Origin of the sequence: Winogradskyella bathintestinalis (assembly GCF_030407435.1) — a bacterium.
In the GTDB taxonomy this organism is placed as follows: domain Bacteria; phylum Bacteroidota; class Bacteroidia; order Flavobacteriales; family Flavobacteriaceae; genus Winogradskyella; species Winogradskyella bathintestinalis.
Genome location: NZ_JASDDK010000001.1, coordinates 974,380 through 992,945, shown reverse-complemented (window position 1 = coordinate 992,945; position 18,566 = coordinate 974,380). Strand labels below are relative to the sequence as shown.

Annotated in this window: 16 protein-coding genes and 1 tRNA gene; 7 read left to right on the top strand and 10 right to left on the bottom strand. The window is 32.8% G+C overall.

From position 1 onward, the window contains the following. Positions 1–89 precede the first annotated feature (89 nt). Together metF and QMA06_RS04135 are read left to right on the top strand one after the other, a co-directional pair. On the top strand, positions 90–1,043 hold the full coding sequence (gene metF / locus QMA06_RS04140; RefSeq protein WP_290205588.1) for a methylenetetrahydrofolate reductase [NAD(P)H]: 954 nt from the start codon (positions 90–92) through the stop codon (positions 1,041–1,043). Positions 1,044–1,230: 187 nt separating this feature from the next. Then, on the top strand, positions 1,231–2,358 hold the full coding sequence (locus QMA06_RS04135; RefSeq protein ID WP_290205587.1) for a formylglycine-generating enzyme family protein: 1,128 nt from the start codon (positions 1,231–1,233) through the stop codon (positions 2,356–2,358). Between the two features lie 16 nt (positions 2,359–2,374). Here QMA06_RS04135 and moaA read toward each other — a convergent pair whose 3' ends face one another. The 9 genes from moaA to QMA06_RS04090 all read right to left on the bottom strand — a co-directional run bounded on the left by moaA (position 2,375) and on the right by QMA06_RS04090 (position 11,718). Then, positions 2,375–3,382: a GTP 3',8-cyclase MoaA gene (moaA, locus tag QMA06_RS04130; RefSeq protein WP_290205586.1), complete on the bottom strand. Its 1,008-nt coding sequence runs from the start codon at positions 3,380–3,382 to the stop codon at positions 2,375–2,377. Next, a complete protein-coding gene (gene moaCB, locus QMA06_RS04125; RefSeq protein ID WP_290205585.1) occupies positions 3,382–4,290 on the bottom strand; it encodes a bifunctional molybdenum cofactor biosynthesis protein MoaC/MoaB in 909 nt (302 codons plus the stop codon). Before moaCB ends, moaA begins: the two co-directional genes overlap by 1 nt. Positions 4,291–4,302: 12 nt before the next feature. Next, complete coding sequence (locus QMA06_RS04120) at positions 4,303–4,731, bottom strand: molybdenum cofactor biosynthesis protein MoaE (protein ID WP_290205584.1); 429 nt, start codon at positions 4,729–4,731, stop codon at positions 4,303–4,305. Beyond that, complete coding sequence (locus QMA06_RS04115) at positions 4,728–5,765, bottom strand: HesA/MoeB/ThiF family protein (protein WP_290205583.1); 1,038 nt, start codon at positions 5,763–5,765, stop codon at positions 4,728–4,730. The genes QMA06_RS04120 and QMA06_RS04115 overlap by 4 nt, the downstream gene beginning before the upstream one ends. Positions 5,766–5,767: 2 nt before the next feature. Then, the gene (locus QMA06_RS04110; protein ID WP_290205582.1) at positions 5,768–6,004 is read right to left on the bottom strand and encodes a MoaD/ThiS family protein; all 237 of its coding nucleotides are present in this window, start codon (positions 6,002–6,004) and stop codon (positions 5,768–5,770) included. 238 nt (positions 6,005–6,242) lie between these two features. Continuing rightward, on the bottom strand, positions 6,243–6,977 hold the full coding sequence (locus QMA06_RS04105; RefSeq protein ID WP_290205581.1) for a sulfite exporter TauE/SafE family protein: 735 nt from the start codon (positions 6,975–6,977) through the stop codon (positions 6,243–6,245). An 8-nt stretch (positions 6,978–6,985) separates the two neighbouring features. After that, positions 6,986–7,312, bottom strand: coding sequence for a winged helix-turn-helix domain-containing protein (locus QMA06_RS04100; RefSeq protein ID WP_290205580.1), 327 nt, complete (start codon positions 7,310–7,312; stop codon positions 6,986–6,988). Next, positions 7,312–8,487 (bottom strand): molybdopterin molybdotransferase MoeA, encoded by a 1,176-nt coding sequence (locus QMA06_RS04095; protein ID WP_290205579.1) that lies wholly within the window; start codon positions 8,485–8,487, stop codon positions 7,312–7,314. Before QMA06_RS04095 ends, QMA06_RS04100 begins: the two co-directional genes overlap by 1 nt. A 384-nt stretch (positions 8,488–8,871) precedes the next feature. Continuing rightward, positions 8,872–11,718 (bottom strand): T9SS type A sorting domain-containing protein, encoded by a 2,847-nt coding sequence (locus QMA06_RS04090; protein ID WP_290205578.1) that lies wholly within the window; start codon positions 11,716–11,718, stop codon positions 8,872–8,874. Between the two features lie 191 nt (positions 11,719–11,909). Between QMA06_RS04090 and QMA06_RS04085 the strand changes: the two genes are divergently transcribed. Next, on the top strand, positions 11,910–14,969 hold the full coding sequence (locus QMA06_RS04085) for a ligand-binding sensor domain-containing protein (protein WP_290205577.1): 3,060 nt from the start codon (positions 11,910–11,912) through the stop codon (positions 14,967–14,969). Positions 14,970–14,974: 5 nt separating this feature from the next. Continuing rightward, positions 14,975–15,592, top strand: coding sequence for a DNA-binding response regulator (locus QMA06_RS04080; protein ID WP_290205576.1), 618 nt, complete (start codon positions 14,975–14,977; stop codon positions 15,590–15,592). Positions 15,593–15,681: 89 nt separating this feature from the next. Here the strand turns inward: QMA06_RS04080 and QMA06_RS04075 are convergent. Beyond that, positions 15,682–15,763: transfer RNA gene (locus tag QMA06_RS04075), tRNA-Leu, on the bottom strand. A gap of 220 nt (positions 15,764–15,983) precedes the next feature. Here QMA06_RS04075 and QMA06_RS04070 point away from each other — a divergent pair. From QMA06_RS04070 to pth, 3 genes are all read left to right on the top strand, one after another. Next, on the top strand, positions 15,984–16,925 hold the full coding sequence (locus tag QMA06_RS04070) for a ribose-phosphate pyrophosphokinase (RefSeq protein WP_290205575.1): 942 nt from the start codon (positions 15,984–15,986) through the stop codon (positions 16,923–16,925). A gap of 216 nt (positions 16,926–17,141) precedes the next feature. After that, positions 17,142–17,792 (top strand): 50S ribosomal protein L25/general stress protein Ctc, encoded by a 651-nt coding sequence (locus tag QMA06_RS04065; RefSeq protein ID WP_290205574.1) that lies wholly within the window; start codon positions 17,142–17,144, stop codon positions 17,790–17,792. An 88-nt stretch (positions 17,793–17,880) separates the two neighbouring features. Further along, entirely contained in the window at positions 17,881–18,513 is a 633-nt protein-coding gene (pth, locus tag QMA06_RS04060; protein ID WP_290205573.1) for an aminoacyl-tRNA hydrolase, read from the top strand. The last annotated feature ends 53 nt before the right edge of the window (positions 18,514–18,566 follow it).

Sequence of the window (18,566 nt, the reverse complement as noted above, 5' to 3'; positions counted from 1 at the left end):
TGTGGTAACGCCAAAATAAAATATGAAAATATATCCCCTTTGAAGTTTAAAGGGAATTTAAAGCGATACCCACCTTCGTGGGCAATATTATGAAAGTAACAGACCATATAAAAAACGCGAACGGTAAAACCTTATTTTCCTTTGAAATAATTCCGCCAAAAAAAGGTAATAGTATTGAACAATTATATAATAATATTGATCCACTAATGGAGTTTAAACCGCCATTTATAGATGTTACCACGTCTCGAGAAGAGTATGTTTATATTGAAAAAGAAGGACTTTTAGATCGTAAAATTACCCGAATGCGACCTGGAACGGTTGGCATTTGCGCGGCTATAAAACATAAATATGATATTGATACCGTTCCACATGTATTATGTGGCGGATTTAGCAGAGAAGAAACCGAATATTTATTGGTCGATTGTCATTATTTGGGTATTAATAATGTGATGGCTTTACGAGGTGATGCTATGAAACACCAGCAATATTTTGAAGCTAGTAAGGGTGGACACCAATATGCCAAAGAATTGGTCAGTCAGATTCAAAATCTTAATAAAGGAAAATATTTACACGATGTGCTTGAAGCTGTAGATAAATCTGATTTTTGTATAGGTGTTGCTGGTTATCCTGAAAAACACATTGAAGCACCTTCCCTAAAAACCGACTTAAAACGTTTAAAAGAAAAAGTAGATGCTGGAGCCGATTATGTAGTAACACAAATGTTTTTTGATAATAAAAAATATTTTGAATTTGTGGAAGCTGCTAAGGCAGAAGGTATCAATGTGCCTATAATTCCTGGTATAAAACCATTGGCGATAAAACGGCACTTACAGTTATTACCCCAAGTTTTCAAAATAGATTTACCAGAAGATTTGATAGATGCTGTGGAGGGTTGTAAAAGCAATAAAGAAGTAAGAGAAATTGGTATTGAGTGGGCCATTACCCAATCTAAGGAATTACAAAAATCTGGTGTTCCGGTGCTTCATTATTATTCAATGGGAAAAAGCGATAATATAAAAGCGATTGCTTCTGCATTGTTTTAAATCTAAAGCTATATGTAGAATAGTATTCTAAAAATTTGAAATTGTTTTAACGCTGCAATGGTCCTAAAATCACGTCTAATATATTCTTCAACTATTAAAACGATATCCGATTTTTAAATGCAATGCCTATATTTGTTTAAGTTTTAATTTCTAACTTAACATTAAATTCCCCAATATAACTCACACAATGAATCCTAATTATAAAACATCACAATCTCTTATTATTGTGTTATTATTATTTTGTTTCGCTTGTAAAAACGACACTAAGATATTACCAACAGAAGAAAGTAATCGGTCTGTTACTAAAACTACAAATTATGAACTTCTTATAGAAAAGCCTGAAAACATTGATACACCAGATGGGATGGTTTGGGTTAATGGCAAGACTTTTATACAAGGTGCTAAACCAAATGACCAATATGCCATGATGCGTGAAAAGCCAGCACATACAGTGAAGGTTGATGGTTTTTTTATGGATGTTACAGAAGTCACTAATAAACAGTTTAAAGCATTTGTTGAAGCCACGGATTATGTAACTATTGCAGAACGTCCAATTGATTGGGAAGAAATGAAAAAAGAGCTTCCTGAAGGCACACCAAAACCACATGATTCTATTATGCAACCAGGCAGTTTAATTTTTAATAAAGACATAAATGCCATTGCAAATATGGAAAATTACAGCCAGTGGTGGACCTGGAAAATAGGTGCCAATTGGAAACATCCCGAAGGCCCACAAAGTTCCATTCTAGGAAAAGATAATTTCCCAGTAGTTCATATTGCTTTAGAAGACGCCCTAGCCTATTGCAAATGGGCCAACAGACGTTTACCAACCGAAGCCGAATGGGAATCAGCGGCTCAAGGCATAGCAACCGATAACATATTTACATGGGGAAATGACCCTCAAATCTTAGATGATAATGCCAATACTTGGCAAGGCACATTTCCTATTAAAAATGAAAGCGTCGATGGTTTTGAATTGATTGCTCCCATAAAATCTTACGATCCCAATAGTATTGGAATTTATGATATGATGGGCAATGTTTGGGAACTGACCAGTGATCTTTTTAATGTAAATTATTATAAAAATATTGATACGTCAGAACCATTAATTAATCCTACTGGTGCGCAAACAGCATATAGTCCAACAAATCCATATCAACAAGAACGCATTATTAAAGGCGGCTCATTTTTATGTCATGCGTCCTATTGTGCGAGTTTTAGAATTTCGGCGCGTATGGGAATGAGTCCAGATTCTGGGTCTGACCATGCTGGTTTTAGAACCGTCGCAACGGTTGACATGTTAGACAACATCTAAGAAAATTGAGGTAAACTTACCCTCCAATAGTAATCATACTCCTATTATTAGAATGATATTTCGGGTTATTTAAAGATTCAAAACTATCCATACCTCCGCGTACTGGCAGTTTCTTGTAAATTGCTTTGGCAATAACGGACTCAATAGGTTCTTGGTTTCTTAAAGCGGTTAAAACGTCTGTTTCATTATTTGAAAATAGACAATTTTTTATTTTCCCATTGGCCGTTAAACGGATTCTGTTACAACCATCGCAAAACGGATTGCTGACAGAACTAATAATTCCGAATTCACCTTTATGACCTGAAATCTTGTAATCTCTTGAGGTGAAATTTTGTTCGTTTTCGAGCTTTATTAATTGATTTGCTCCAAAGTGATTTGTTGTTTGGTCAAGAATTTCACTTTGTGTCACTAACTTTTCCTTATTCCAATTGTTACCATCAAATGGCATAAATTCAATAAACCGAATTGAAATTGGTAGGTCTTTGGTCATCTTAATAAAATTAATAATTTCATTATCATTAAACCCTTTAATCAGCACAATATTTAGTTTTACCTTAAATCCGTTTGCAATTAATAAATGAATGTTATTATAGACTTTTGTAAACTGATTTCGTCTGGTAATATGATTAAATTTATCTTCGTTTAAGGTGTCTAAACTCACATTGATATTGTTGAGTCCGCAGGTCTTAAAATCTTCGATAAACCTATCCACAAGAATACCGTTAGTGGTAACAGCAAGCTTAACGTTTAAAGTAGATAAACGTTTTATAATATCTGAAAAATCTTTCCTTACCAGCGGCTCGCCACCAGTTAATCGAATCTTATCTACACCATTGGCCGCAAATACTTTTGCGATTTCATAAATCTCATTGGCATCCATTAAATGCTTGCGAGGTGCTAATGGTACACCTTCAGAAGGCATGCAGTAGGTACAACGCAAATTACATTTTTCAGTAAGTGAAATTCTGAGGTAGTTGTGTTTTCTACCTAATGCATCGGTTAAAATATTGCTTTCCTTTTGCATTAATCGTGTTGTTGCCCTTTTAAGATTTTAAAAACATGCGTAAGATGCGGAAAAACGGCATCCATGGATTCTCTTGCGCCATTTGTTGAACCTGGTAAAGCCAAAATTAAGCAATCTCCAAGCGTTCCTGCTACGCTTCTTGATAACATGGCGTACGGCGTTCGCTCTTGTCCGTATGTTCTAATAGCCTCTTCAATCCCTGGAATTCTTCGTTCTAAAATTGGTTCTAAAGCTTCAGGTGTGACATCTCGGTAAGACAATCCTGTTCCACCTGTAAAAATGACCAGATTAGAAGTTTCGGAATACGAAATTGCTTTACTTCTTATCTCTTCTATTTCATCAGGAATAATATCATAATTACAGATTTCAATATCATTTTTCTTTAATTTTTCAATAATGGCTTTTCCTGCTTTATCTTCTTTTTTACCTTCGGAAACAGAGTCAGAACACACAATTACGCTCGCTTTTAATTGTGAACGATGTTTGATATTAAAACTGCTTTTGCCACCACTTTTTTCTACTAATCTGATATTTCCAATTTCAATTTGTTTGTCAATAGGCTTCAACATATCATACATGGTTAATGCCACCACGGAAGCTCCGTGCATGGCTTCCACCTCAACACCGGTTTTATAAATAGTTTTAATAGTTAAGCTGATTTTTACGCTTAAATCCTTTATTTCGTAATCGATTGCTGTGAATTCAATTGGTAAGGGATGGCAATCTGGAATAACATTGTGTGTGGTTTTTACCGCAAATAATCCAGCCGTTTTTGCCATTTCGAATACGTTTCCTTTCGGTACTGAATTATTGTTGAGCGCATCAATTGTTTCTTGTTTGCTCACTTTTACAATAGCTTCTGCCTTTGCCACTCGAAGGGTTTTAATTTTATGTGTGATATCTACCATAACTCTAATTATTTATTGATTCACTTTCCATTGGTGCGATTCATCTTCAAAAATCTCCTTGCCAAATATGGGCACTTTCTTTTTTACAGTATTGACGAGGAATTCTGTGGCATCATAAACATCTTTGCTGTGTTTTGCAGATACAAATACAAAAAAGCAAATCTCGCCCGCTTTTATTGTACCCAAACTATGGTAAATGTGCATGCAGGTTAAATTGAATTTTTCAAACGCCTTCTCTCTAATTTCTTCTAAAATGGGATTTGCCATTCCTTCGTAACACGTAAAATCAATGGCTGCTACAGTTTTATTTTTTATTTCATCTGCTCTTACTTGGCCTAAAAAAATATTGTGCGCCCCAATACTGTGTTTGGTTTGGTGTTTTTCTATAGCATCGGATATGAATTGCGGTGTAATTGGGCCTTTTATAAATACTTTTTTCATTTTACTTGTTTTTTTTGAATTGAAATCACACCGCCTTCAATATTTTTTACATTTTGAAAATGGTGTTCTTTCAATATTTTAATAGCTTCTAAACTTCGTTTTCCGCTTTGACAAAAAACAGCATAGCTCTGGTTTTTATCTAAATTTTCTAATTCATTTTCCAGTACAGATAATGGTATTTGCAAGCTATTTGGCAATTCTATTTTTGGGGTTTCGTGTAATTCCCTTACATCTATAAAAATTGATTTTTCTGAAATCGCCGCACTTAAACATGCAGCCTCAATTTTATGAGTATTATATTCCGAATTAAAAAAAGCTTCGTCAATACTATTCGTTTCTATTTTATTAAAGTTAAAACAGTTCTGCGCGTTAGTTAAAGTATTATATACAAGCATTTTACCTGATAATATATTACCAGTCTCCAAAAGCATTTTCATGACTTCGTTAGCTTGAAGCATCCCAACAAAACCCACCGTTGTTCCTAATACTCCGGCGTCTTCACAGTTGGTGGTTTTGGCTTTATCATTTTTGAACAAACACCTGTAGGTTGGGCCGTTTTTATAATTGAAAACTGAAACCTGACCTTCAAATCTATAAATGGATCCATAGACAAAGGGCTTGTTGGTAAGGATGCACGCGTCATTAATTAGGTATCTGGTTTTTATGCTATCCGTTGCATCAACAATAATGTCATAATTTTTAAAAATTTCAAGGGCATTTTCACCTGACAAGTAGTAGTTGTAAACTTTAAAATTCACATTAGAATTTAAAGCTTCCAATTGTGCTTTTGCAACTGCAACTTTCGGTAGGCTAACCGTTTTTTCAGTATATAAAATCTGACGTTGCAAATTGCTTTTTTCAATGGTATCGCCATCGATAATTCCGATGGATTCAATTCCCGCAGCCGTTAAATACGGCAAAATAGTACATCCCAGACCACCTGCTCCTACTACTAAAATTTTTGCGTATTTTAGTTTTTGTTGACCAGTTTCTCCTATCTGTGGTAATTGTATTTGTCGTTTGTATCGTTCCAAAATCAGCCTCCTGCAAATGGTGGTAGTAACGCTATTTCATCACTATCTGTTAATTTAATTGTACTGTCTATGTCCACTAAATTTTGATTTAATGCCACGGTGATTTCAAATGCATTTAAGTTGTACTTTGCACTTAAAAGCTCCACACAGTCTGAAATATTCAAATCTGCTACTGCAATATGTTCTTCGTTACATTGTGTAGCTTCAGCTATTGCCCCATAATATTTTATAATTGCCATCTTACTATTTTTAATGAACAAATCTATTAGATATAACACCTTATAATTCGCACTCAATGGATGTTAATAAATCTTTTTTTGTTTCCTTTTAGCTTTAAATCTTCATTTATGTTATACTTTCTTGTAACATTTTCACTTTCGGCTGTAATTAAAAGTCCATCCCTAAAATCAAACCAATCAGTTTTGCCCGCATTCTCGCACTTAAATCTCTATATAATATATCGTTTTTATAGTACATCTATACAATGGTCAGTTTTAAACAAGCAATTAATAAAACAGCGGCAAGAATATATTTTAAAACAGTATTCGAAATTTTATGACTTCCATAAAAAGCACCAAAAATACCACCGACTAAAGCAATTGGAATTAATTTAAAAGAATTGATTTGAATAGAATGATTAAATGCATAACCTGAAATACCAGCAATGGAATTTACAAAAATGAAAAGCGCCGAAACTGCCGCAGCTTCTTTCATATTACCCCAACCCAAAAGAATGATAATCGGACTCAAAATAATACCTCCACCAATACCAATCATTCCTGAAAACAAACCTATTAATAAACCAATTATTAAGGCTAAATAAATGTTATGTGGTGTCTTATTAGCATAGTTTTTTTTTGAAAAAAACAAGATTTTGAACATAGCCACAGATAGGAAAATTGCTAAAATTACTTTATACACCTGAGCATCAATAGTAATATACCCTCCTAAAAAAGCGGCTGGTACAGAAGTTATGGCGAAAGGATAAAATAAGTGCCACTTAAAATGATTGTGCTTTTTGAAATACCAAAATGAAATACCAGATATAAAAATGTTCAATATTAAAGCTGTCGGTTTTATATAATCCACAGGAAATGAAAATGCTGCCATTAAAGCAATGTAGCCACTTGCACCGCCATGACCGACACTAGCGTATAAAAATGCCATTCCTATTAAAGCTAACGAAAAATAGATCCATATTTCTGGTGCCATCGCAGTCATTAGGTTAACTTTTTATATTCTTGTTCTAAAAAGCCGATGCAATTTTCATTTAGTATCTCAAATTGCAGAATTAAAGATTTTCCATAAGCGGTAACTTGCGACCCACCTCCATTTTTTCCTCCAATATTTTTTACCAAAACAGGTTGTTCTGCTAAAGCTTCTATATCGTTTAATAAATTCCATGCTTTTTTATAAGACATTTTCATTGCTTTGGCTGCTGCACTTATAGATGCCGTATTATCAACTTCTTTCAATAATTTAATGCGTCCATAACCTATAAATGGTTTTCCCTCTTTTTCTATCCAAATTTTAGATTTCACTTTCATTATAACACTAGTTTTATGCATTCAACCTCGTCTCCTATTTTAATTTCAGTGGTTTCAGAATCTACACAAATTAGTGCATTACTCAACGCATAAGTGTATAACATTGCTGAACTTTGTCCCTGAAGGACTTCAACTGAATTTCCTTCTAAGTGCGCTTTTAAAAACAATGTTTTTCCCGATGAATTGTTTATAACCGTTTTACTTATCACCTTTACTTTTTGTAAATAATTATTTTTACAACCTGAAATTTTCTTCAATAGCGGACGTGCATAAATGTAAAAACATGTTAGGGCAGAAGCCGGATTACCCGGTAAAGCAAAAACATATGTATTTGCTTTTTTACCGAACCATAAGGGCTTACCCGGTTTTTGGTTCACTTTGTAAAACAACTCTTCTACCTCATTTTCTAACAGCGCTTCTCTTACAAAATCATAATCCCCCACCGAAATTCCGCCTGAAATCAATAGTATATCCTTAGTACTTAAAGTCTTTTTGATTCTATTTTTTATGGAGTTATAATTGTCCTTTACACGAATTAACTCTATGTCTTTTACACCTATGCTTTTTAGAGCGGCTTCTAGCATTATGGAATTACTTTCGTATATCCTTCCTAGTTCTAATTTTGTTCCTGGTTTCTGTAATTCATTTCCTGTAACTAAGATGGCCACTTTTGGTGTTTTATAAACCGAAATGGTTGTAATGCCTAAACCGGCCAGGAAACCTATCGCGGCCTCATTTAGCTGGGTGCCTTTTTTTAAAGCTAATTCTCCGATATTAATCTGCTCGCCTACTTTACGGATGTTCGCAAACTGGAATGGCATTTTTTTTATTTGAATTATTTCTCCTTCACGTTCTACATGTTCTTGCATAATGACCGTGTCTGCGTTATCTGGCACTAGCGCCCCAGTAAAAATCCTCACAGCTTCACCTTCGTTTAGAACATAATTATGACCATCTCCAGCTTTAGACTCTTCAACTATTGTAAACTTTTGATTTTCAGAATATCTAAACGCATATCCATCCATGGCAGATTGTCTGAAAGGTGGCATATTTATAGGCGAAAAAATATCTTCAAATAACACTAAATTGAGCGCGTTTCGCAGCTCCACCGTTTCAAAAGTATATTCTTTCGGAAAACTTTTAATTATATGTAATGCTTTATCTACGGAAATCATACTATTTGAGCGCTATGTCTAATCAAATATAACGAAGATTTCATAGTAAAATATCCATATTAATTTTTTATTCAATTGCTAATTAAAATATGGCATCTTGAGAAGATGATTTTTAAATTGAATAGAAAAAAAAGACCTCAACATCGCTGTTGAAGTCTTTGTCCTCAAAACGAGAATAGTACCCACTCTTTGAGACCTTAAATTTTGAATGTAATGAGTCGACTAATTTTCACCATTTCATCAAGTTGTTGTAATAGTACATTATTGAACTATGCTTGGCAATTGACTTAAAAGAATTCATGGGATCTGTACTAAAAAAAAACCGATGTACCTCTAGATTTTAGCGCACATCGATTAATTAACCCTTATTAAAAAATAGCTTTTTTAATTCTTAATTAATTTTTCAACTACTGTAGCGTTTACAGTCGAAATTTTAATAAAATAGACACCGTTAGACAGGTCGGAAACATTTATATTATTAGTATTACCTTTAATAGTTTTAACGATTTTTCCAGTAAGATTCATAATAGAAACGGATGTAATGATTTCTAAAGTATCAATTTGAATTTCTGAACTTGCTGGATTAGGGTAAAAATTAACGTTAGATGATAATTCAAATTCATCTGTTGATAATTGATAATCACAGTCTGTACTAAAGTTAGTAGCGGTATCCTTTTGAAGAAAATTATTATTTGCAAAATTTACATCATCTACTTGTACACAAAACAAACCTGTATTGTTGACACTATTATATTCTGAAATACCATTAGTATTACCATTTTTAATATCTAAGATGGTGAGTGCATTTCCTTCAACAAATAACCTATCGAGATTTGGATTATTACTAAGATCTAATTCGGTTAAGTTATTAAAAGCAGCTTGTAAATATTCTAAATTTGTACTATTCGCTAAATCTACAGTGTTTATAGAATTATATTCAAACGCAAATTCTCTTAAGTTAAGCGCGCTTACATCTATAGACTCTATATTGTTATCACCTATATAAAGCGCCGCCATATTAGGGTTGTTGCTTAAATCTAATTCTGTTAGGTTATTGCCATAAACATCGATATAATCTAAGTTTGTCATAGTGCTTAAATCTAAGAATGACAAGTTATTATCAAACAGTCTTAAACCTGTTAAATATTTAAATGCTTCTAAACCTTGAGGATTAGAGATCCCCAATTCATCTAGCTCTAAAAAAGTTGTATTTAATGCTTCAGACACCGTAATTTTATCATCCATAATACCAGAGCGATCTATGCCTAGATTTATAAGACCTTGTTCAAAAGAATTATCTGGAACGTTAACAAAACCAGAAGATGGATTATTACAATCGGTTTCATACAATGCTTGATCGTCTTTACCCCATAATTCTTCTGCACGCTTGCTGTAAGCTTGTTCAATATTATCTACTTGAATGCAAAATAGGTTGGGATTATCGTGTACATAAAATTCATTTAAAATAGCATTATTCCCATTGGCCAAGTTTAAACTAGATAGGTTATTTCTATCTAAACTTAATACTATTAAATTTTCACTATTGCTAACATCAACAGAAATTAGGTTACAGTCGTATGCATAGAAACGCTCCAAACTAGTGCTGTTTGCTAAATCTACAGATTGAATTGGATTATCATGAATGAAAAAATCTCTTAAGTTAAGTTGGCTGACATCCAAATCTGTTATATTGTTTTGGCCTATATATAATTCTGACACCTCTGGATTGTTGTCTAAATCTAAATCCGTTAAGTTGTTGTTATAAACATCTAAATAGATCAAACGACTCATAGTACTTACATCTATAAAAGATAGATTGTTTTCACCTAGATTTAAACCTGTTAGGTTTTTAAATGATTCTAATCCAGTTGGGTTATTTATACCGAGCCCATTCAAATCTAAAAATGTCGTATTTAGTGCTTCAGATAACGTTATTAAGTTATCCATATTGCCAGAGCGGTCAACGCCCAAGTTAATTAATCTTGCTTCAAGATTATCATCAGGCACACTAACTGTAACCCCACTTAGTGGATTATTACAATCGGTCTCATACAACGCTTGTTCATCCTTCCCCCATAAATCATTGGCCAGTTCATTATAAGCTAATTCTACATTATCTACCTGAATGCAGAATAAATTTGAATTATCACGTATATTTAATTCACTAAGATTTGTATTATTTCCGTTGGCTGCATTCACTGAAGTTAAATTATTACCATCTAGATTTACTACATTTAAATCACTGTTACTACTTAAGTCAATAGTTTCGAGAGTACCTCCATAGGCAAAAAATTCGCTTAAGAGTGTATTGCTTGATAAATCTATAGTAGAAATCTGATTCTCACCAATATTTATATAATTTAACTGTGTATTACTAGTTACATTTATAGAAGTAAGCTCGTTTGTTTCTGCATACAAGGTCTCTAGATTTGTTAGTGCAGATATGTCTAAAGATGCTAGTTTAAAACCGTCTTGCTGGGTATTAATACCAAACGTTTTTAGATTTGGTAAATTAGGTGCAGTAAATGTGGTAAATCTGTTACGACCTAAATACGCTAACTGAAGTAAGGTGTTTTGACTTAAATCTAATTCCGTTAAATTGTTCTCTGTTACACCCACCTCAAGCAAATTTGTGTTTTGAGTCAAATTCAATGACGTTGTGTTTGTATTAGTTATATTTAAATACAGTAACTGCGTATTGTTAGTCAAATCAATATTAGACAGTCCAGTATTACTAATATCCACTTGTTCTAAATCGGGCATATTTGACAAATCGATAGTTGTAACAGAAGCACCTGAAATGTTGAGCGCCGTTAAAGGACTAGGATTCGAAAATGTTAAATTTTCAATTGTGGTGTTGTCTGAATATAATTGTGTAAGATTTACATTTTGTGACAAATCTAAACTGGTCAATGGATTGTTTTGAGACACCAAAATTGTAAGAGCGGTATTACTGCTTAGGTCAACGGAGGCCACTTGGTTATTGTGAAATCGTAAATCAGTAATATTTACAAAGGCTTCAATTCCTTCCAATGATGTAATTTCATTGTCATTAACGTATAATAAGGTTACCGCTTGCGCATCAACTTCTGATATTTGTCCATTGATAGCACCATCGGTATCATGACCTAGATCAATTAAGGCTTGTTCAAAGTTGGGATCTGGAATACTAATCTGTGCATTTAACCATGCACCAGAAATTACAAATAATAATAGTAGTTTTGTTTTCATTTTTAAAAGATTTTATTAAAAAATTAATTAAAAACTACACACGCTAAGAACAATAAAAAATTGAAAGTAAATAGGTTAATGTAGTTTGGGACATCAAAGATAAAATCTTAACCTATGTAAGTAAATACCGAATATTAGGTATTTTTTAGTTATATTCGAAAGCCTATAAATATATAAAACTCCTATTTATTTTGCTCAAAAAGTTAGTCTGTTGTTGTATTCTCTTCATTTTTTTTACAGATATCTTCGCACAAAGAAATTTTAATACGGATACCCTAAAAGTAAGAGTTATTGGGCAAGCAGATGGTATAGCCCAGCTTAATATTAAAGCTATAGCTAAAGATGATTTAAACTATTTATGGTTAGCTACTGAAGATGGCCTACATCGTTACAACAGCGTCGATTTTAAAATTTACAATAATAATCCGCTAGATACTTTAAGTATTCCCGAAGATCACGCTAGAGACTTATATACCGCGAATGACACGCTTTTTATTGCTTCCAATTCCAAAGGTGTTTTTGGGCTAAAGCTGTCTAATAATACTTTTTTTGAGATTTCTAATAATCTTGAAATTCCTGCGGAAAATACGTCGTATAAAATTTTTCCCGTAGGTAACAATTATTTATTGTTTTCTCTACGCAATTCTATACTTCTGTTTAACAGAAAAACAAAATTCATTAAAACTATTCCGTTACCCAAAAATGAAACTGAAAATTATGTAAAGTCCTTGTATGAAGTGGGTAAAAATAATTTCATAATGGCGACAAATGCTACTGGTCTATTGCACTTCAATTTGAATGATTTTTCAGTAAAAAACTATGATATTTTAGACAACAGCTCTCACAACTCCATTTTATCTCATCAAGGTTTAATGTATGTTGGCACTGAAAACGGACTTTATATTAAAAATCTAAAGACTAAAGACACAAAGCAAATAATAAACCAGGATGCTATAAATTGTTTTTATCTTAAAGATGACACTACTATTTTAATAGGTGGAGATAGTGGTGCTTACAGCTATAATACAGAAGATGGCAAGATTTCAAAACAAGTATTTATTGATCAGAATAAAGAACGTCATACACCAATTACAATAAATGATATTTTAGATGACAATAAAGGAAATTTATGGTTTGCTACGGATGGAGAAGGATTGATACATTATAATGAATACCGGGAAAAATTTACAACCTTAAAAGTTAAGATTGCAAGTCTATCTGATTCGAAAAAAATTAGCACCTTTCAATTTCTACCCTATAAAGATTCTACCTTATTTTTAGGAACTACAATTGGATTGATTAAGTATGATTTCAACCAGAAAAAATTTCATCAATACACCAATCATAAGAAAGAATTAATTTATACCATTGCCAAAGATGATTTCGGCAACGTTTGGGCAGGCGGATTTACAACCGGGTTATTAAAATATGATGCCAAAGAGGAACGGTTTGTGGAAGTGAAAACTTCAGAGAATTACATTTCAAACAGAGATGTAATACAAATAACCCCACATTCTAAAAATGAATTATTGGTAGCAACTTGGTCTGGCGGACTCTACATTTACAATATTCAAAACAATACATTTTCAAACTATTATATAAATGGGAAACCTTTAAATAGAGCACGTACCTCATTTATTGATTCTAAGAAAAACCTTTGGTTGGGCACTGATGAAGGGGTTTATAAAATTGAACCTAACAAAACCGTTACTAATTTTACTAACGATGCCAAGGAAGGTTACAAAATTAGTAGTGACCGTATTTTTGGCATTACCGAAAACTCAAAAGGAGATATGTGGTTTGGTACTAGCGTAGGCTTAACCAAATTAGATGTAAATACCTTAAAAACTACGCTTTACTATAAACAAAAAGGACTACCTAATGATTTTATTTATAGCATTTTGGTTACTGAAAATGATAATATTTGGGTAAGCACCAATTTTGGACTTTCCTTATTTGATCCAGCCACTAAAACCTTTACAAATTACACACAAGACGATGGTTTGCAAAACAATGAGTTTAATGGAAAATCTGGTTATAAAGATGCTAATGATACATTTTATTTTGGCGGCATTGATGGCATTAATATTTTTAAACCAAAACACTTAAAAACGAGCCCATACGAACCAAAAGTACATATTGAATCCGTTGAACTTTTCAACAAAGAGACCAATAAAAATGAACTATATAAAAAAACGTTAGAGTTTAAAAGTAATGAAAACGTATTAACGTTTAATTACGCCGCCATAAATCACTTAAATTCTGCAAAAGTGGATTACGCTTATTTTATGGAAGGGTTTGATGACACATGGAGACCTATCACAAAAAACAAAACTATTACTTATACTAATTTAAATCCAGGACAATATGTTTTTAAAGTAAAAGCAACGAATGCTAATGGTGAATGGAGCAGTCATCAAGACGCGATGCAGCTCACCATTATTCCACCATGGTACAAAACTACCCTATTTAAAATAGTAGGCTTTGTCTTGCTATTAATTACTAGTATTAGTTTTTATTATTATAAAACATACCGTCTGAACCTTAGAAACCAAGAACTAGAAAATTTAGTTGCAAAAAGAACCACAGAAGTCTCTTTAAAAAATGAAGCTCTTCATAACGCTTATGAAACATCGTTGTCTCAAAAAGAAAATATTAAATTTCTTATGCGAGAATTACAACATCGTGTAAAAAACAATTTACAAATTGTATCGAGCTTATTGAATATTCAATCACAACATATCGACAATGAAATAGCTCAAGACGCCTTGCAAGTTGCAAAAAACAGAATATTGGCCATAGCAAATGTCGAAGAAAAATTAAAGTCGGATTCAGAAAACGTTAATATTAAGGAATTTACAATTAGCTTAACCAATAGTATTTTAGGATTACTTGCCGACCAAGAACGCTTAAAATTTAATATAGAATATCAAGTTGAACCTAACCATATTTCGGGTTTAAATACTACCATATATGGTCTTATAATTAATGAGCTTTTAACAAATATCGCTAAACATGCGTATGAATCTTATAATGAAACCAATGTAGTTGTGCTGTCTTGTAAGGTTGAAAATAACATGCTTATATTAATGATAAATGACAATGGTAAAGGCTATGCCGAAAACGATATTTCATCCTTCTCGATGGGGTTAGATTTAATTAAGGACATGGTTTTTCAAATTGATGGAACTCTTAGAGTAGATAGCACAAGAGGAACGTCGAACACAATTATTATTCCACTTAAAAATTAAAGTTTATGCTAAAGATATTACTTATTGAAGATGAATTAATAATTGCTAAAGATTTGCAGTTATCATTACAAAAAGATGAGTTTGCTACAATTGATATTGCTAGGAATTATGATGAGTCCATCGCACTATTTTTGGAACATAATTATGACCTAGTGATTTCAGATATTAATTTAAAGAATTCTATTGACGGTATTGCGATTATAGAAAAATTCAGTGATATTAAAACAGTTCCAGTAGTTTATTTAACCGCTTATTCTGATTCAAAAATAGTAGATCGTGCAAAAAGCACTATGCCATTTGCTTATATTCTTAAACCTTTTAACCTAGCCCAACTTAAAATTACAATTAACTTAGCGTTCCTTAATTTTAAAAAGCACGAAGAAAACATTAAACCTAGTGACGAAAATCGCGCATTATTAGAAACTCTGACCAAGAGAGAAAAAGAAATCTTAATTATATTATCTACAGGAAAAACCAGCAAGGAAATTGCTGAAAGCTTACATATATCTTCACAAACTGTTGAAAAACATAAACAAAATATTAGAAGTAAATTGAGTTTAAAAACTATTGGCGAGTTGATAAATTTTACTATGACATCAAAATTATTTATGTTAAGCGAGTAATTAATTGGTATTGAAAATCAAATATTTTAGAATGCACTATTTGATTTTAATTATAAAAAAAGCTCCAACATCTCTATTGAAGCTTATAGTACTCAAGGCGGGAATCGAACCCGCACGTCTTGCGACATTGGATTTTGAATCCAACGTGTCTACCAATTCCACCACTTGAGCGATTTAAATTGGAAATTAATCCTTCCTATTCTACCATAAATTAATAGTTCAAAATTACTAGAGCAACTTTGTTCCAAAATTATTGGGATGCAAAAATAGAAAATTATTTCTGCCAAGCAATTAAAATTAGTAGGTTTTATGCTTTTTGTAGTAAAATAATTTTCTAAATTTGAAGCTATATAAATTCCAATCGCCACATTCACTAAATCACTGATAACAAATGCCATACGAAACCAAAGAAGCCAAATTTTTTGCTTGTACTCAGAGTACTGAACTTGCAGAACAAATTACCAAAGCCTATGGAGTTAAATTAGGTAATGTAATTACATCGACATATAGTGACGGCGAATTTCAACCTTCTTATGAAGAGTCGATTAGAGGTGCTCGCGTTTTTATAATAGGATCTACACATCCTGGGCCAAAAAATTTAATGGAAATGCTACTGATGATTGATGCAGCCAAGCGTGCGTCTGCAAGACATATCACAGCAGTTATGCCCTATTTTGGCTGGGCAAGACAAGATAGAAAAGACAAACCACGAGTGCCCATTGCAGCGAAGCTGGTGGCTAAAATGTTAGAAGCCGCTGGTGCTACACGCATTATAACTATGGATTTACATGCCGATCAAATTCAAGGATTTTTCGAGAAGCCTGTAGATCATTTGTTTGCATCAACCATATTTTTACCTTACTTAAAAAGTTTAAATCTCGACAATCTAACGATTGCTTCACCAGATATGGGTGGTTCTAAGCGCGCTTACGCCTATTCTAAAGCCTTAAAAAGTGATGTTGTAATTTGCTACAAGCAGCGCGCTAAAGCTAATGTTATTTCTCACATGGAATTGATTGGAGACGTTACTGGCAAAAATGTAGTTTTAGTTGATGATATGGTCGATACGGCTGGCACACTTACTAAAGCTGCAGATTTAATGATGGAACGTGGTGCTTTAAGTGTAAGAGCTATTTGTACACACCCTATTTTATCTGGATCCGCCTATGAAAGACTCGAAAATTCAAAACTTGAAGAATTAATTGTAACGAATTCTATTCCTCTAAAACAAGAAAGTAAAAAATTAAAAGTATTGAGCTGTGCAAATTTATTTGCCGAAGTTATGCATCATGTGCATCATAACGAGTCTATAAGTAACAAATTTGTAATGTAAATTAAGACTTCATTACTTATAGAATATTTTAGACTTAATTCGCAAAGCCAATATTATGCTTCAATATAGTAGAACTTGACAAAAAAATAGTTCTATTTCACTAGTTTTTTCATATAATATGTCTAAATTTGCAGCCCTTTAAGCGCAAAAATTGCACTAATGGGTAAATCCTCATTATGAGGGAATTATATATATTAACAAATATTTCAAAAAAAAATGAAATCAATTACAATCGACGGATCTCAAAGAGAAAGCGTAGGAAAAAAGGCAACTAAAGCCCTACGTAATGCTGGTCAGGTTCCTTGCGTATTATACGGAGGAGAAGCTAAGCCAGTTCATTTTACAGCACCAGAGCTAGGATTTTCAAAACTCGTGTACACCCCTAATGCGCACACAGTTGTGATTAACTTAGATAACGGTGACAGTTTTAATGCTGTAATGCAAGACATTCAATTTCACCCTGTTACTGACAGAATTATGCACGTAGATTTTTATGAAATCTATGAAGACAAATCTATCACAATGGAAATTCCTGTAAAAACTATAGGATCTTCTAAAGGTGTTATGAATGGTGGTAACTTAAGAATGCCTTACCGTAAGCTTAGAGTAAAAGCTATCCCTTCAAAATTACCAGATTTTATTGAAATCGATATTACACCTTTAAAAATTGGTGATAAAGTTTATATTTCTGAATTAGACAATGCCGATTACAACTTAATTCACCCAGATAATACTGTGGTATGTCAGGTAAGACGTAGTAGGTTAGCTGTTATTTCTGACGACGATGATGAAGAAGAAGGAGAAGATGCAGATGCTGCAGATGTGCCAGCAACTGAACAATCTGATGAAGCCGCAGTGAAAGAATAGATAAAATCTATTTCACAAATTCAAATATTTCAAAAGCATTCTATTAATAGGATGCTTTTTTTATTTTTACGCAAAGTTGAAATACACTATGCGTGAATTTTTAAAAAATTGGTTCAGTTTCAGTAATAAAACAAACCTTGCAGAAGAAGATAAAATGAAAAAATTCTTAATTGTTGGCTTAGGAAACATCGGCGAAAAATATGCCAATACAAGACATAATATTGGTTTTAAAGTTCTTGATTATTTGGCTGAAAAAAATGACCTTAATTTTGAAACTTTGAAACTTGGAGATGTTAGCACTTTAAAAGTAAAAGGACGCACACTTATTCTCTTAAAGCCAAGTACCTTTATGAACCTCAGCGGTAAATCCATTAAGTATTGGTTAGAAAAAGAAAAAATACCTTTAGAAAACTTATTAGTTGTAACCGATGACTTAAATCTCCCTTTTGGTACTCTTCGACTTAAAACCAAGGGTAGTGATGGTGGCCATAACGGCTTAAAAGATACTCAAGATAAATTACAGACCGTAAAATATAACCGTTTTAGATTTGGTATCAGTGATGAATTTAGCAAAGGCAGACAAGTAGATTATGTATTAGGTGAATGGAGTGCTGATGAAAATGCACTACTTGAAGAACGCTTAAAAATATCGGCAGAACTCATTAAATCATTTGCTTTAGCTGGTGTTAACACCACCATGAACCAATTTAATGGCAAATAGGCATACAAAAAAGCCGTCTGATAAATAATTATCTTAGACGGCTTATTTACATT